The 14,609-nt window shown below is 66.8% G+C and carries 18 protein-coding genes; 9 read left to right on the plus strand and 9 right to left on the minus strand.

All coding sequences use genetic code 11. The features are described from left to right. Positions 1–49: 49 nt before the first annotated feature. From ACIP9X_RS08080 to ACIP9X_RS08090, 3 genes are read right to left on the minus strand one after another with little or no spacing between them, the layout of a single operon-like run. A complete protein-coding gene (locus ACIP9X_RS08080) occupies positions 50–520 on the minus strand; it encodes a universal stress protein (RefSeq protein WP_400479201.1) in 471 nt (156 codons plus the stop codon). 54 nt (positions 521–574) lie between these two features. Next, positions 575–1,219: a PAS and ANTAR domain-containing protein gene (locus ACIP9X_RS08085; protein WP_400479202.1), complete on the minus strand. Its 645-nt coding sequence runs from the start codon at positions 1,217–1,219 to the stop codon at positions 575–577. Positions 1,220–1,245: 26 nt separating this feature from the next. After that, positions 1,246–1,398, minus strand: coding sequence for a hypothetical protein (locus ACIP9X_RS08090; protein ID WP_400479203.1), 153 nt, complete (start codon positions 1,396–1,398; stop codon positions 1,246–1,248). 302 nt (positions 1,399–1,700) lie between these two features. Between ACIP9X_RS08090 and ACIP9X_RS08095 the strand changes: the two genes are divergently transcribed. Then, positions 1,701–3,521 (plus strand): calcineurin-like phosphoesterase C-terminal domain-containing protein, encoded by a 1,821-nt coding sequence (locus tag ACIP9X_RS08095; protein WP_400479204.1) that lies wholly within the window; start codon positions 1,701–1,703, stop codon positions 3,519–3,521. A 112-nt stretch (positions 3,522–3,633) separates the two neighbouring features. Then, complete coding sequence (locus tag ACIP9X_RS08100; RefSeq protein ID WP_400479205.1) at positions 3,634–4,086, plus strand: DUF1772 domain-containing protein; 453 nt, start codon at positions 3,634–3,636, stop codon at positions 4,084–4,086. Positions 4,087–4,104: 18 nt separating this feature from the next. On the opposite strand, the gene ACIP9X_RS08105 is transcribed toward ACIP9X_RS08100, so the two are convergent. Then, complete coding sequence (locus tag ACIP9X_RS08105; RefSeq protein ID WP_400479206.1) at positions 4,105–4,827, minus strand: TetR/AcrR family transcriptional regulator; 723 nt, start codon at positions 4,825–4,827, stop codon at positions 4,105–4,107. Between the two features lie 133 nt (positions 4,828–4,960). Between ACIP9X_RS08105 and ACIP9X_RS08110 the strand changes: the two genes are divergently transcribed. Then, positions 4,961–5,923, plus strand: coding sequence for an NAD-dependent epimerase/dehydratase family protein (locus ACIP9X_RS08110; protein WP_400479207.1), 963 nt, complete (start codon positions 4,961–4,963; stop codon positions 5,921–5,923). Positions 5,924–5,979: 56 nt separating this feature from the next. On the opposite strand, the gene ACIP9X_RS08115 is transcribed toward ACIP9X_RS08110, so the two are convergent. Beyond that, the gene (locus ACIP9X_RS08115; protein WP_400479208.1) at positions 5,980–6,708 is read right to left on the minus strand and encodes a helicase associated domain-containing protein; all 729 of its coding nucleotides are present in this window, start codon (positions 6,706–6,708) and stop codon (positions 5,980–5,982) included. 535 nt (positions 6,709–7,243) lie between these two features. Next, positions 7,244–7,894: a low molecular weight phosphatase family protein gene (locus ACIP9X_RS08120; protein WP_400479209.1), complete on the minus strand. Its 651-nt coding sequence runs from the start codon at positions 7,892–7,894 to the stop codon at positions 7,244–7,246. A 194-nt stretch (positions 7,895–8,088) separates the two neighbouring features. Here ACIP9X_RS08120 and ACIP9X_RS08125 point away from each other — a divergent pair, with 194 nt between their 5' ends. From ACIP9X_RS08125 to ACIP9X_RS08140, 4 genes are all read left to right on the plus strand, one after another. Then, the gene (locus ACIP9X_RS08125; protein ID WP_400479210.1) at positions 8,089–8,568 is read left to right on the plus strand and encodes a hypothetical protein; all 480 of its coding nucleotides are present in this window, start codon (positions 8,089–8,091) and stop codon (positions 8,566–8,568) included. Between the two features lie 169 nt (positions 8,569–8,737). Then, on the plus strand, positions 8,738–9,370 hold the full coding sequence (locus tag ACIP9X_RS08130) for a hypothetical protein (RefSeq protein WP_400479211.1): 633 nt from the start codon (positions 8,738–8,740) through the stop codon (positions 9,368–9,370). Between the two features lie 109 nt (positions 9,371–9,479). Continuing rightward, the gene (locus ACIP9X_RS08135) at positions 9,480–10,217 is read left to right on the plus strand and encodes a YcnI family protein (RefSeq protein WP_400479212.1); all 738 of its coding nucleotides are present in this window, start codon (positions 9,480–9,482) and stop codon (positions 10,215–10,217) included. Positions 10,218–10,348: 131 nt separating this feature from the next. After that, positions 10,349–11,308, plus strand: a complete 960-nt coding sequence (locus ACIP9X_RS08140; protein WP_400479213.1) for an SGNH/GDSL hydrolase family protein — start codon at positions 10,349–10,351, stop codon at positions 11,306–11,308. On the opposite strand, the gene ACIP9X_RS08145 is transcribed toward ACIP9X_RS08140, so the two are convergent. From ACIP9X_RS08145 to ACIP9X_RS08155, 3 genes are read right to left on the minus strand one after another with little or no spacing between them, the layout of a single operon-like run. Next, positions 11,295–11,645 carry an ArsR/SmtB family transcription factor gene (locus ACIP9X_RS08145; RefSeq protein WP_400479214.1) on the minus strand — a complete coding sequence of 117 codons (351 nt, stop codon included), beginning with the start codon at positions 11,643–11,645 and terminating at the stop codon, positions 11,295–11,297. The two genes, ACIP9X_RS08140 and ACIP9X_RS08145, sit on opposite strands and share 14 nt — an antisense overlap. A gap of 56 nt (positions 11,646–11,701) precedes the next feature. Continuing rightward, the gene (locus tag ACIP9X_RS08150; protein ID WP_400479215.1) at positions 11,702–12,106 is read right to left on the minus strand and encodes a low molecular weight phosphatase family protein; all 405 of its coding nucleotides are present in this window, start codon (positions 12,104–12,106) and stop codon (positions 11,702–11,704) included. Continuing rightward, positions 12,103–12,843 (minus strand): aquaporin, encoded by a 741-nt coding sequence (locus tag ACIP9X_RS08155; RefSeq protein WP_400479216.1) that lies wholly within the window; start codon positions 12,841–12,843, stop codon positions 12,103–12,105. Before ACIP9X_RS08155 ends, ACIP9X_RS08150 begins: the two co-directional genes overlap by 4 nt. 178 nt (positions 12,844–13,021) lie before the next feature. Here ACIP9X_RS08155 and ACIP9X_RS08160 point away from each other — a divergent pair, with 178 nt between their 5' ends. Both ACIP9X_RS08160 and trxB read left to right on the plus strand, forming a co-directional pair. Beyond that, positions 13,022–13,456 (plus strand): arsenate reductase ArsC, encoded by a 435-nt coding sequence (locus ACIP9X_RS08160; RefSeq protein WP_400479217.1) that lies wholly within the window; start codon positions 13,022–13,024, stop codon positions 13,454–13,456. Positions 13,457–13,525: 69 nt separating this feature from the next. Further along, positions 13,526–14,503 carry a thioredoxin-disulfide reductase gene (gene trxB, locus ACIP9X_RS08165; RefSeq protein WP_400479495.1) on the plus strand — a complete coding sequence of 326 codons (978 nt, stop codon included), beginning with the start codon at positions 13,526–13,528 and terminating at the stop codon, positions 14,501–14,503. Positions 14,504–14,609 lie beyond the last annotated feature (106 nt).

Genomic DNA, 14,609 nt, shown 5'->3' on the forward strand with positions numbered 1-14,609 from the left:
GTCCTCACCCAGCAATGTAGACCCGGCCCGAAAACCACGCCAGACCCATTTAGCCCTCTTCCGGAACCACCATCACGGGCAGCCGTCCGCCGCTCGTCAGGTTTCCCCAGACAGACCCCTCAAGAAGCCGATCCACCCACGCGAGGGCTCCCGGCCGGTCCGCGCCGACAATGAGCAGCGATGCGCCTGTGCTCTCGGCGAGCCGTTTCAGGGACTTCGCCACGTCGCCGTTGAGCACCCGGAAGGACCACGCCTCACCGGGTTCCCCGAGGATCGATTCGAGACCGTCAAGCAGTTCCCCGGACGGGAAAGCGGCCTCGTCGTTGATCACGGGGTCCAGTGAATGGGCGGTCCGCGTGCCGTCCGGCTCCCACTCGGTCAGGTAGCTGGCGGGGTCTACGAAGGCGCAGACCAGGTGCTCTCTCAGGGCGTCCGCGAGGTCCGCGGCTGTGCGAACCAGACGCTCGGAGAAATCCCAGCCGACCCCGAGCAGGAGAGGGCCCTCCGGCCATTCCTCCATGGATATTCCTTTTGTGTGGTGGGTTTTGCGTGGTGGGTTCCAGGAAAGCAACGCCTACGGCGTCCGGTCCAGCTGCCGCTTCCGTGCCTGCCAGCCCCCGAGCACCTCACGCGCCTTGCCCTGCCCGGCAGCCACTACGAGCTGCGCCGCCAGCGTGGCGAGCTTGATGTTGGAGTCTTGGCTGCGGGCGGCCAGGAAGCTGAAGGCCTGTTCGGGGGTTCCGCCGCGCAGCCCCATAATGATCCCCTTGGCCTGCTCGATGACCTCCCGGCTCGCGTAGGTACCGCGGATGGCTTCGTCGGCGGCCCGGCGGTTGGCCGATTCGACGGACCGGCTCAGGTCCACCGTGAACCCGCGCATCCCCGTGATCGTTCCCGACTCCTCACATGCCTCGACAGCCGTGAGCACTTGATGCTGGTGCCCGCGGCTGTCGATCACGCGGTGGAACATTGTTTGCCGGCCGCCGCCGGAACAGAGGTCGGCAAAGATCCGCCGGATGTGCTCCCTGTCCTGCGGGTGCTTGTGCGCCAAGAGCAGGTCAAGGGTGGGAACCACCTCGCCCGGGGAGTAGCCGTGGATCTGAAACAGTTCCTCGGACCATTCAATACGGCCGGTCGCAACATCAAGATAGAAGGTCCCGGCCAGGTTCTGCCCTTCGGCGTCCGGCGGGTAGGAATAGGTGTTGATTCCAGGCAGCATTGGAGGCCTCCAACGTCACAGGGATGTCAGGGGATGCGGCGGCCGCCGGAGCGGCTCATGAAGAACAGCAGGACAGCCCCAACCAGGAGGATAGGCGCCACCCAGAGCAAAAAGCTAACGGTCTCGACCATTGCACCGATGATGAGAAAAACCACTGCCACGGCTGCTACGGTCCACATGATCTTCTTCATCCCTGACACCAGTCCTGACTCTCCGGCCCGCCTCGTTGCGGGGGATGAGCGACTATACATCCGGCGCGAAATCGTATGCAAGCAAACTCCCGGTTAACGGACCCGCTGGTTGAGGCTCTCGAAACTGGCCCTGCCTGTCACTGAACCGGGCGGCCACTTCCAGTCAGGCGAGTGGTTACGTATACGTCCGCTTCCCGTGACCTACCCGTGGGTAGTTGTTCACCCGCTCCTGTGAGGGTGGACGCGCCGGCTGAAACGGCCGGCAGCATTCACTCGACCGGAGGATCTTCGTGTACCCGATTGCCAGACCGTCCAAGTTGTACCCCGCCCGGCCATTGGCCTTGACCGCCAGTACCCTGGCCGTCATTGCCGCCGCGTCCCTGCTGAACCCCGCCGCCGGCAACGCCGCCGAGGCCACTGACTGGCCCGCCACGGCCTACCGTGGAAGCGTCAACGTGGTTGAAGGACCGGACGAGGACCAGCAGGTCATCGATGGCATCGCCTTCGTCGATGAGGACCAGGACTCCGTGCAGGACGGCAACGAGCGCGGCCTTGCCGGAGTGACCGTATCCAACGGGCGTGACGTTACGAAGACGGACAGCCAGGGCCGCTACAAGCTGCCGGCGTTCGACAACATGACCGTGTTCGTGACCCAGCCCCGTGGCTACCAGGTTCCGGTGGATGAGGACAACGTCGCCCAGTTCTTCTACCACCACCTGCCGGCGGGTTCGCCGGAACTGCGCTTCGGAGGCATCAAGCCGACCGGTGCGCTGCCGGACCAGGTGAACTTCCCGCTGGCCAAGAGCACCCTGACGCAGTCGCCCGAGCAGCACTGTGTCATCGGCGGCGACGTCCAGACCTATGACCAGGACGAAGTGGAGTACGCCCGCTCCGGCGCCTTCGCTGATCTGGCCGCCCGCAAGGACTACGCAGGCTGCGGCGCCTTGTTCATCGGAGACGTCGTGGGTGACGACCTTTCGCTGTACCCGCAGACCCGGGAACTGAGCGGAATGCTGAACGGCCCGGCCCGTTTCCTCCCCGGCAACCACGACCTGGACTTCGATGCCACCAGCAGCGAGCACACCTTCGACACGTACCGGGCCAACCTCGGTCCCGAGTACTACTCGTACGACGCCGGAAAGGCCCACGTCGTGGCCCTGAACACCGTGGAATTCCCCACCAAGCTGCCGGCCGCCAAGGGTGACTACACCGGTTCCCTGGACGACCGGCAGCTTGAATGGCTGCGGCAGGACATCGCCCAGGTGCCGGAAAACCAGCTGATTGTCCTGGCCGCCCATATCCCTCTGCTCGACTACGCCGACCAGGGCAGCAGCAAGCACCAGGTGGAGCAGGTCAAGGAGATCTACAAGATCCTCGAAGGCCGGAAGGTCGTGGCCCTGGGCGGGCACACCCACAGCATCGAGAACCTGCGGGAAGGAGATTCCCTGGCGGGCTGGTCCGAAGTGTTCGGTGTCGACGCCCTGCCCTTCACCCACATCACCGCCGGAGCCATCTCCGGCGACTGGTACTCCGGACGTCAAACCTCCGAAGGTTATCCGCTCGCCTACCAGCGCGACGGCGGCCTGCCGGGCGTGCTCACCCTGGACATCAAGAACACCGAGTTCCAGGAGCGTTTCACCGTCCGCGGGGAAGATGACTCCCTGCAGATGTCCCTTGGCCTGAACACGCCGCGCTATCGCGAGTGGTACGCCCAGAACTTCGCGAACAAGGGCAAGGCCCCTGAGTTCACTGACCCGCTGACGGTCTCCCGGGATGATCTGGCCAACACCACGTGGTTGACCACCAACTTTTGGATGGGCAGCACAGGATCCACGGTCAAGGTGCAGATCGACGGCGGCCAGGCTGTTGAGGCTGTCCGCACGCAGCAGATGCGGGGCGAGGGACAGGTCGTCGGCGCCGAGTGGTCCGATCCCGTAGCCGTACAGGAGCAGCTGGTTAACGGCGGCAGCCTGGCCGACCGCATGATGCACCTGTGGCGGCTGCAGCTGCCCTCCGACCTGGCGGCAGGTGAACACACCGCCACGGTCACGTCCACCGACGTCTACGGCCGGACATTCACTGAGACCCTGACCTTCCAGGTCGCAGGATAACCTCGAGTCCTACAGGACCCTTTCGGCGGGAACGGTCCCGGCAAAGCCCCACGCGGGCTTGGCCGGGACCGTTGCGCGTGAGCAACCGCTTTATGGATGGAAGGAGAAGCCAATGGAACTCTCCGAATGGCTGCCGTTGGCCGCAGGGGTGGGTTCGGCCGTGGCGGGCGGGTTTTATTTCGCTTTCTCCGCCGTGGTGATCCCGGCCCTCCGCCGTCGGCCGTCTCACGAGGCAGCCGCCACCATGGTGGCGATCAACAACCAGGCCTTACGCCCGCCGTTCATGCTGGTGTTCTTCGGCACCGCTGCGGCCTGCGCAGACACCGCGGTCGCGGCCATCGTGAACCCACAGGCCAACGCGCTGCTGAGGCTGGCCGGGTCGGCTGCCTATCTGGCCGGATGGGTTCTGACCATGGCGGTCAACGTTCCGCACAACAACCGGCTTGCAGCAAACGGTATCGGGCATTGGCCGGCCTTCGACCGATCCTGGACCCGGGCCAACCACGTCCGTGCAGTCCTCACGGTGGCTGGGGCCGCCGCGCTGATGCTGCCCGCGCCGTCCTGACCCCTGTCGGCGCGCCGGCTACAGCCCCACCACTCCCTGGAGCACGTCCAGTTGGTGCTCGAACAGCGCATCCGGTGCGGAGAAGGTGTCCGGGCCGTACTGTCCGAACACCTCGAAGCTGACGGCGCCGAACAGCGAGGTCCACACCAGGACGCCGCGGGCCACCGCTTCCTCGGGCACGGCCAGGCTGAGGCCTTCCTGGATGGCTTGGAGGTCCGGGCGCAGCTTTTTGGGTATGCCCGCCCCGGGAGGACCAGGAACCTGCAGCGCCCCTGCCCGGAAAGCGGCGTCAAAGATTCCCACCAGCCGGTAGATGACGCGGGTGCCTGGCTCCGTGGTGCGCTCGGCGGGGGCGCGGTAGCCCGGCACCGGGCTGCCGAAGAGGAGCGAATAGCTGGCCGGCTCGCGCAGGGCCCAGGCCCGCACTGCCCACGCCAACGCACGGAACTGTCCGCGGAAATCGTCACTCGGAACGCGTTCGACGGCGGCATCCACCTCGTCGCCCAGCTCGTTGTAGGCGTCGACCAGCAGCAGCGTGAGCAGTTCGTCGCGGTTCTGCACGTAGCGGTACACCGCTGACGACACCACTCCGAGGTCTCTGGCGACGGCGCGCAGGGACAGTGCGGCGGCGCCGTCGGAGGCCAGATGCTGCCGGCCGAGCCGGACAATGTCCGCCAACGTCTGCGCGCGCGCCCGTTCACGCGGTGTCTGTCCTGTTGTCGCCGGAAAGGGTGAAGGCATGGCTTCACTATGCCACGTCCGAGAGCAGTGGCGCCAAATGTGAGCAGTGCTCTTGACTTGCAGTCGCATGGTGGTTCACGATGGTTCCGAGAGCGGTGCTCTCGCTCCAGTCCTGCAACCCGAAAGTGAATCCATGTCTGAGCTCTATGTCGTCACCGGAGCAGGTCCCGTCGGATGGACCATCGCAGAACAGCTTGCGGAACGCGGCCACCGTGTCCGCATTCTCACCCGCTCCGGCAGCGGTCCCGATCGTGAGGGTGTTGAACGGATCCGCGCGGACGTGTCCGATCCGGAGCAACTCAAGAGCCACGTCGCTGGCGCCGCCGCCATCTTCCACTGCATCCACGGCTCGGCGTACAGGGCCAGGACGTGGGAGGCCGAACTTCCCCAGGCGGAGCAAGCGGTGACGGATGCAGCGGCGGCCGCGGGCGCCGTCGTCGTCTTTCCGGAGAGCCTGTACTCCTACAGCGAATCGGACCGGGTCATGACGGAAGCGGGGCCGCGCGAAGCAAGCGGGGGCAAGCGCGGCGTCAGGACCGCGCTGCTGAAGGCGCGTCAAGCGCATGCGGCCGATACGGTCAGCGTCGTGGCGGGAGACTTCTTCGGTCCGCGGGTGCGGATGGCGCATGCGGGCGAGCGGCTGGTCCGGCCGATCCTCAAGGGCAAGGCCGTCCAGGTCGTCGGCAGCGCCGACCAGCCGCACTCGTTCACCTACGTCCCGGACCTGGCGGCTGCCATGATTGCGGCCGCCCGGGAGCCGAAGCTTTGGAACTCCGTTCTGCACGCACCCACGGCGCCGCCTGTCACGATGCGGGAACTGGCCTCTGCGCATACGACGGCGGCAGGCTTGTCCCAGCCCAAACTCAGTGCAGTGCCGGGCTGGCTGCTACGGCTGCTGGGCGTCTTCTCGACGGACATGCGAGAAGTGGCGGAGATGCTTTATCAGTTCGAGCGGCCGTTCGTGATGGATTCGACCCGCAGCGAGCAGCGGCTGGGGCTGCGGCCTACACCCCTGCCGGAAGCTGCCGCAGCCACTGTCGCGTGGTGGCGGGACCTCGAAAACAAGCCTGGCTCCAGGCTGGGATCAGCTCAGTGAAACGGCGAGGAACAGGAGTGCGCGGAAATTTGATCCAGCTGCAGGGCCGGTCCCCCTCATTCTGATAGCGCGGGCAGGCGCCCGGCTTTTGGATTTGCGCCTTTACGGCCCGTGAGCCATCCCGGCAGGGCAGCGTCCAACGCCTCGGACCTCGCCGGGGACAGCTCCCCCTGGCGGAACTTGTGCCTCTGGGTGCTCAGCCACCGGCCGAGTTCACGTTCCAGCTCCGTGGTGGCAGAGTTTGCGCGGGGCCAGGGACGTCCTCCCGCGGCGCGATAAGCGGTCAGCTGCTGCAGGCGGCCCTGCCATTTTTGCTCCCGGCGGGCCTCGCCGGGCTTGCGCTGCCAGTCGGGTAGGACTGCCAGGCCTTCGCCGATAACCCGGTTCAGGAGGCCGGCCTCCGCGTCGCGCCGGCGGCGCCGCAGCCATTGGGCGAGTTCCCGCTCCGCCGGGTCCTCGGCGTCCCGAGAGGGGTAGCGACCTCTTGACTCGACCATGGCGAGCAGCTGATACAGGCGCTTGATCCCGGGCGTGGGCGGAATCATCGCTGCCGCAGCCCGGTGCTCGGCCCGCAGGCCCGGATCCAGAGCTTTGCCCCCGGCGAGGTGGTAGGCAACAGCGGAAAACCCCACCTTGGCCAGTTGCGCGATTTCCTTCCGGGACAGGCCCTTGCGGTACATCAGGGTCCACTCCGGATGGGCATCCACCGCGTTCCCGGGTGCAGCGCCAGTCCGCGCCGCGTTGATCAGCCCCTTCGGCTCGTGGAGCGGCTCGTGGGGACCCATGGCCCAAGAGTAGCGACGTGCATCGTGAATGCGGCCGCGCCGGCCGGAGGCTTCATGAAATGTTCATTGTCGCCGGCCGGCTTCGATCCCGGCGTCCATCGAAGCGCACCTTACTGCGGCGTACGCGAGAAACCCCGCACCGGCTGAGGCGGGTGCGGGGCTCCCCCCAAGGGGGCCCCACGGCTGTTTGTATCGCGATGCCCCACCTGAAGAGTAGAAGGACGCGGAGGGAACGGGCTGAACGAAGCGTGAATAGTCGGCGAAGTTTTAGACCGGGACGCTCCCTCACTTTTCGCAGGTAAGCCCCGGACGCTTCCTCACCTTTGGCAGGTAAGCCCTGGACGCTTCCTCACCTTTCGCAGGCTAGACCCGGGGCTCTCAGCCAAGTGAAAGAGGGGTGGGTTGGGGCGGCAGGAAGTGAGGGAGCGTCGTTCAGAAACCTTCGGGATGTGAAGGGGCGTCGGTGGATAACCTGCAGGATGTGAGGGAGCGTCGGTGGGAAAGCTGCAGGATGTGAGGGAGCGTCGGGTGGGAGTTACTGCGATGAGTGGGCGGGGGCGTTCAGGCGCGCGAAGCGGAGGACCGAGATGATGGCCGGGGCCAGTTCGTCTTCCATCTGGCGGTAGTAGTCGGCGCTGCGGCGGTAAGGGTCGATGACGTCGTTGTCGGCGGCTTCGGCGGCCAGGGACAGGTGGCGCACCGAGGCAGCGCGGGCCGGGAGGCTGCGCCACAGCGCGGTGTTGGCGCTGATGGGGTCAGCGTAACGGCGGCCGTCGAACTGGTAGCCGCCGCCCGCCGTCGTGCTTTCCCGTTCCTGGAGGACGTCGAGCATCCGGGCGAACTCGCGGATGGTGAAGGTGCGCTTGAGCAGCGAGGCGTCGAGCTGCAGGACTTCCCCGCGGTGCGACGAGCTCATGGTGAGGACCAGGTCCGCCGGGCGCAGGATCCTGCCCGTGAGCTGGCGGGCAGCGAACCCTTCGGCGGTGCCGCCGAACATGTAAATGATGTCAGCGGACAGCGGCTGCACGGGGTCGCCCACCAGGGCCCGGGTGCCGGCGCTGCGGACCTCGAAGCCGCCGGGCAGCACCTGGTTGAGCCCCGCCTGCAGGAGCCGTTCCGCCACGGGGGAGCGGCAGACGTTTCCTGTGCAGACGGTCAATATCCGGACAGGCTCTGGCGATTCCACAGTTGGTGCTCTTTCCAGTGGGAGTGGAGCGGACAATCTATTCTCCCGAACCTAGCATTGACCGGGCGTCTTGCAGCAGGAGGCTCGGCGGCAAAGGCTTGGCCCCGGCAGGGCGGGTTCGCCCGGCAGGGCGGCTTCGTTGCGTCCGGGCGGCTTCGTTGCATCACGTCCCTGGGTGGGGCAGGCTGGGGTGCATGAACCGCGACGGGTTTCGACGGCGGCCGGGTGCGGCCTGGCTGTGCGGTCCCCTGATGGTTGCCCTCGGTGTGGCCGCCCACTCGGCCGTGGGACAGCCGGTCCCGGCGCTGTCCCTCCTTGTGGCACTGACCGCTCTGCTGAGCCTCGCTGCCTCGGTGACAGCCCGCAGCGGGATGCCGGGCTGGATGTTGCTGTTGCTCGCGGGGCTGGTCCAGCAGGTCCTGCACCTGGCGTTCAGCGTGTTTTCGGGTTCTGGCGGCGGATTTGGTTCCACCGGTCATGGGCACGGGATCCTGACCTGGCAGCCGCAGCAGCCGCCTGCAGCGTCCGCGGCGCCTGACCACACAGTCGAACTGCTGCTGTACGCGCACACTGCAGCCGCCTTGTTGGCCGTTCTCCTGATCGCCAAATGGGACACCGTGACGCGGCTCGCGGTGACAGCAGGAAACACTGCCGGGAATAACGCCCGGACGTAGGGCGCCGATATGCTTATCGGGCGTCTCAGATCGTCCGGGTGCGGCACCAGTCAGCCTTGCCGCTTGGAAAGCCGTGCTCCGGGACCCTCGGGCGCAGGGTTTTTCCATCCTCCGCTTCTTAGCGTGAGGACACGCTGGAGCGCCGTTTAGTCAGGGACAGGAGGGGCACGTGCAACATCACGGACCGTTGCGCCTGTTCCGTTCCCTGGTTTTCACCGGCACAATAGTCGGACTGGCCGCCGGAGGTCACGTCATTGGCGGCGGCACCCTTCCCGCCCCAATCATCACCCTGGCGCTGACCGCCCTTCTGATGGTCCCGGTGACGTGGCTGTCGAAGCGCGAACTGTCCTTTCCGGTACTCCTCGGTCTGCTCGGGGCGGGCCAAATGCTGCTGCACGAGGCGCTCAGTACGCTGTCCGTCAGCGCCGTCTGCCAGGCTCCGGCAACCGGCCGCGGCTCCCATCACGCGGCAACCTCCAGTCTGCACTGCCTCCCGGCCAGCCCGGCTGAACTCAACGCGCACAGCGGACCCGGCATCGATCCGCTAGCCATGCTGTCCGGCCACGCGCTCGCCGTGCTGGCCACCGCCTGGCTTTTGCGCCAGGGCGAAGCGGCCCTGTGGCAGCTGCTGGCGTGGCTCCGGCCCCTTGCCGTTCTTCCCCGCGCGGCCGTCGTCCCTGTTGCCGGCCCCCGGACCTTCGCGCACGACCCCATTCTCATCCCCGCGCCCTGGCGCAACCTTCGCCGGCACAGCCTCCGCGGTCCGCCTGCCGCAGCCCTCCTGCGCGCCGCATTCTGCTGACCCCGTCCCGGGGCCCTGCGGGCGGGTGCGCGGAAAAAGCTTCTCCTCACCCAACGCGCGCCCGGCAAATCAGAGGCCCGAGGCAAGCGCCCGCGAAAGGCACAACACCATGAAGACTTCCATCGCCCGTACCCTCAAGACCACCACCGCCCTCGCCGCGGCAGCCGGCCTGACCATCCTTGGCGCCGGTGCAGCGTCCGCCCATGTCAGCGTGGACCCTGCCTCGACCTCCGAAGGCGGCTTCTCGCAGCTGACCTTCCGGGTCCCCAATGAATCCGAGACGGCCAAGACGTCCAAAATCACGGTCACCCTCCCCACGGAGACGCCGTTTACGTCCGTCTCAGTCAAGCCGATGGACGGCTGGAAGGCCGAGATCAAGGAAGCCACGCTTCCCAAGCCCGTTGAAGTCGAGGGGGCAACGATCACCAAGGCCGCCGCATCGGTAACGTGGACCGCCGACGCCGCCCACCAGCTGTCCCAGCACGAATACCAGACGTTCTCCATCTCCGTAGGCCGGCTGCCGAAGGCCGGAACCACGGTGACGCTGCCCGCAGCCCAGGCCTACACGGACGGGACTGTCGTGAACTGGAACCAGCCGGCAGTTGAGGGCCAGGCGGAGCCCGACAAGCCAGCCCCCTCGTTCGTCACCACGGCCCCGGCGGGCGAGCACGGCGCCCACGGCGCCGCCGCGGAGACCCCTGCTGCTGAGGCAACCCCCGCTTCAGCAACGTCCCCCGCTGCCGGCGACTCCAACGTCCTCGGGTGGGCGGGTCTGGTTGCAGGACTGCTGGGGCTGGCAGCCGGAGTCGCTGCCCTTCTCCGGACCCGGAAAACCGCGGGCAACTAGTCTGGCGTAATCCTCAGGGCTGCCCAGACCGGGCGGGGAGGGGCTCAAGGTTTTTCCAAGGTTTTTATGGGTGCTCGGGTTCATGATGAATGCCAATCACTGGAAAGCCTAAGCAGAAACCAGGCAGTCCCATGCACCGCCCTTTCAAGAAGTACGACGCCGGTTCGGTCACCTCCCACGGTGACCGAACCGGCGTCGTGCGTCTGTCCCTGGACGACGTCGACGGCGAGGTTGAAGGCGGCACCAACGCGGTCAGCCCTGAGCGCCTCGGACCGATCATCGCAACAGGAGCCCCGCACCCGTGGAGCAGATACGTGGCGCTGGGGGATTCGTTTACCGAAGGCGTGGGGGACCCCGAGCCGCGCGTCCCTGGGGGGTTGCGCGGCTGGGCTGACCGGGTGGCCGAGGAACTGAGCGTGGGCCATGAGGACTTTGCCTACGCGAACCTGGCCGTGCGGGGACTGCTGCTCGGCCAGATCCTTGACCAGCAGGCGGAACCGGCACTGGCCCTGCAGCCGGACCTGATCACCCTCTCCGGTGGCGGGAACGATCTGGTCTTCCGGGGCAGCGACCCGGACAAGCTGGCGGTCAGGCTGGATGCCGGCATGGAGCTGCTGAGTTCCACGGGAGCGACGATCATGCTGTTCGCCGGGCCGGACTGGGGTGGAACGCCGGTCATCGGGCACAACAGGGCCAAGATCGCCATCTTCAACGAGAACATCCGCACAGTGGCCAACCGGTACGACGCCGTGATTGCCGATCTCTGGGCGATGCAGGAGCTCGCCGATCCCCGGATGTGGGATCCGGACCGGCTGCATTTCTCGCCGCTGGGCTACCACACCATTGCCAAGATGGTGCTGGACACCCTCAACGTCCCGCACACCCTGCAGCCCTACCAGCCGAAGGACCTGCCCGAGAGCAGCTGGCGCCATGCCCGGGCAGAGGACCTCGTGTGGGCGCGCAAGTACCTGGTCCCCTGGGTGCTGAAACGGATCCGGCACCAGACCGAGGAGGAGCTGCGGGCCAAGCGGCCCGTGCCCGGTCCGGTCTTCGGAACAGGACTGCCTCCGGAGGCGGTCAGAGGCCTGTGAGGAGGCCGGCTGTCCGCTCGAGTGCGCCCGGGACCAGCGAGTAGTACGCCCAGGTGCCGCGCTTTTCACGGTGCAGCAGGCCCGCGTCGACCAGCATCTTCAGGTGGTGCGAGACGGTGGGCTGGCTCAGATCCAGCGGATCTGTCAGGTCGCAGACACACGACTCTCCGGATTCATTGGCCTTGACAATGGAGAGCAGGCGCAGCCGGTTCGGGTCGGACAGCGCCTTGAAGATGAGGGCCCGCTGCTTTGCTTCCTCCGCGCCCAGCCCCGCACCCTCGGACGGGGTGCAGCAGGAGGCGTCCACCGTTGGTTCGAGTGTTTGCGGAGAGGTCATGCACCCATTATGCATCCACATCGACGATCATCAATATTCAAATGGCCGCGCGCGGGTCAGAGGTTGTCGGCGAGTTCCCGGACGGCTGAGTCGATCTGGTCCCGCAGCGGCCTGATACCCTCAGCGTCCCAGCCCAGTGGATCGGGGAAAGACCAGCCAACGCGTTTCCCGGTCGGCTGTGCCGGAAGCGCAAGGCCCGGCTTCATGGTGACCACGACGTCGGCTTCCCGGAGGTCTTCTTTGGTGACGCGCCGCGGGAGCCGGCCTCCGATGTCGATCCCGAGTTCAGCCAGGGACGCGGCCACTGCGTCGCTGGCGTGTTCGGCGGGGTCCGTCCCCGCGCAGCGGATCTCAAACCGGTCTCCGGTCCGGTGTGCCAAAAGCGCAGCCGCGAGCTGGGAGCGGCCAGCGTTGTGTTCACACAGGAACAGGATGATTTGCTTGCCCCCGCGTGCGGTCACGAGTCGGCCTTGTCGGCGTGGTGGGGGATGACGACGTCGTCGGCGGAGCGGCCCGCAGAGGGGAACAGGACGAGCAGAAGACCCATCCCGACGGCGGCGCCGGCCAGCTGCGCCAGGACGAAGCCGGGGACGGATCCGGGAGCGATGCCGGCGAAGGTGTCACTGAATATCCGCCCCACCGTCACGGCAGGGTTGGCGAACGACGTCGACGACGTGAACCAGTAGGCTGCGCCGATGTACGCGCCGACGGCGGGGGCAGCCAGGACGCCACGGGAGGTCCGGGCCAGGGCGAAGATCAGCAGGATCAGCCCGGCAGTGGCGACGACCTCGCCCAGGACGTGCCCGCCGGTCAGGCGCTCCTTCGTGGAGATGGAGGTTCCGACGTCGAACATGGCGTTGGCCAGAATGCTGCCGCCGATGCCTCCGGCCACCTGGGCCGCGACGTAAACGCCGACTTCGGGCAGGGTCAGCCCGGCGCCGCTGCGCCGCCCAAGAAGCCAGTCAGCCAGGGAGACCACGGGGTTGAAATGGGCTCCGCTCACCGGCCCGAGCATCAGGATCAGCACGGTCAGGCCGAACACCGTCGCGGTGCTGTTCTGGAGCAGCTGCAGGCCGACGTCGCCGGGGGACAGCTGCTCGGCCGCGATCCCGGAGCCGACGACGATGGAGACGAGAAGGCAGGTGCCGAGCAGCTCGGCGACCGCACGGCGCCACAACGGCGGCAAAGATGGAGTCATGTCACCAAGTGTGGGCATTGAAGCGCCAAGTAACCAAATATTGACATCGGTCAATATTGGAGGCGATACTCCGTATATCGACGATCATCAATCTTTTCAGAAGCTGGTGGCGGGCAGGTGAGATCAGCACAATTAGCATGACCCGTTCGTCACCACAACCAACCCAGGAGCTCCCGCCGTGACCACCGAAACAGCCAAGAAGCCGTCCGTCCTGTTCGTCTGCGTACACAACGCCGGCCGTTCCCAGATGGCTGCCGCGTTCCTGACCACCCTCAGCAAGGGGGAGATCGAGGTCCGGTCCGCCGGTTCCCAGCCGGCTGACAAGATCAACCCTTCCGCGGTCGAGGCCATGGCCGAGCTTGGAATCGACATGTCCGCCGAGGTGCCCAAGGTCCTCACCACCGAGGCCGTGAAGGAATCCGACGTCGTGATCACCATGGGCTGCGGCGACGAGTGCCCGTACTTCCCCGGCAAGCGCTACGAGGACTGGGTCCTGGAAGACCCCGCAGGCAAGGGCGTTGAATCCGTGCGCCCCATCCGCGATGAGATCAAGACCCGCATCGAGGCCCTGGTCACCGAGCTGCTCCCCGCCCGGCACGCCGACGCACAGTAACCGCCTCCCGTGACCGAGCCTGAGGAAAAGGAACACCCCGTGAGCACCAAGAATGCCAAGCAGGACAACGTGACCACCCACCAGCTGATCATCATCGGTTCCGGCCCGGCCGGGTACACCGCCGCCGTCTACGCCGCCCGCGCCGGCCTCGCGCCCCTGGTGATCGCCGGCTCCGTCACCGCCGGCGGTGCCCTGATGAACACCACCGAGGTGGAGAACTTCCCGGGTTTCCCGGAAGGCATCCAGGGGCCAGAGCTTATGGACGGCCTGCAGCAGCAGGCGGAACGCTTCGGCGCGCAGGTGGTTTTCGACGACGCCACTTCAGTTCAGCTCAAGGGGCACCTCAAGCGTGTGGTCACCGGCTCCGGCGACGTCCACGAGGCACCCGCCGTCATCCTGGCCACCGGCTCCGCCTACAAGGAACTCGGACTGCCGGAAGAGAAGAGGTTCAGCGGCCACGGCGTCTCCTGGTGCGCAACCTGCGACGGGTTCTTCTTCCGCGACCAGGACATCATCGTGGTGGGAGGCGGCGACTCCGCCATGGAGGAAGCCACCTTCCTCACCCGCTTCGGCAAGACCGTGACCATCGTGGTCCGGAAGGGCGAGCTGCGCGCCTCCCGCATCATGGCCCAGCGCGCCAAGGACAACCCCAAGATCAGCTTCGCCTGGCACTCCGCGGTGACCGGGATCCACGGCGACGGCAAGGTCAGCGGCGTGACGCTGAAGGACACCCGCACCGGCGAAACCCGGGAACAGCCCGCCACTGGCATCTTCGTGGCGATCGGGCACGTGCCGCGGACCGAACTGGTGGCCGGGCAGGTGGAGCTGGACGCCGAGGGCTACATCAAGGTGGATTCGCCCACCACCTGCACCAACCTCTCCGGCGTCTTCGCGTGCGGCGACGCCGTGGACCACCGCTACCGCCAGGCCATCACCGCCGCCGGCACCGGCTGTGCCGCCGCGCTCGACGCCGAACGCTACCTCGCCGCGCTGGACGACGCCGACAGCATCGCCATGGCTCTGGTCGAGGAACCCACGCACGCCTAAAACCCTGAGCAGGGAAGGGGGTGAGCTGAATGAACACAGGATGCTGCGGCGATTCAGGCTGCTGCGACGACGACGATCAGGACTGCTGCTAAGCACCCCCGCCCCG

Origin of the sequence: Arthrobacter sp. NPDC093125 (assembly GCF_044754225.1) — a bacterium.
Taxonomy (GTDB): domain Bacteria; phylum Actinomycetota; class Actinomycetes; order Actinomycetales; family Micrococcaceae; genus Arthrobacter.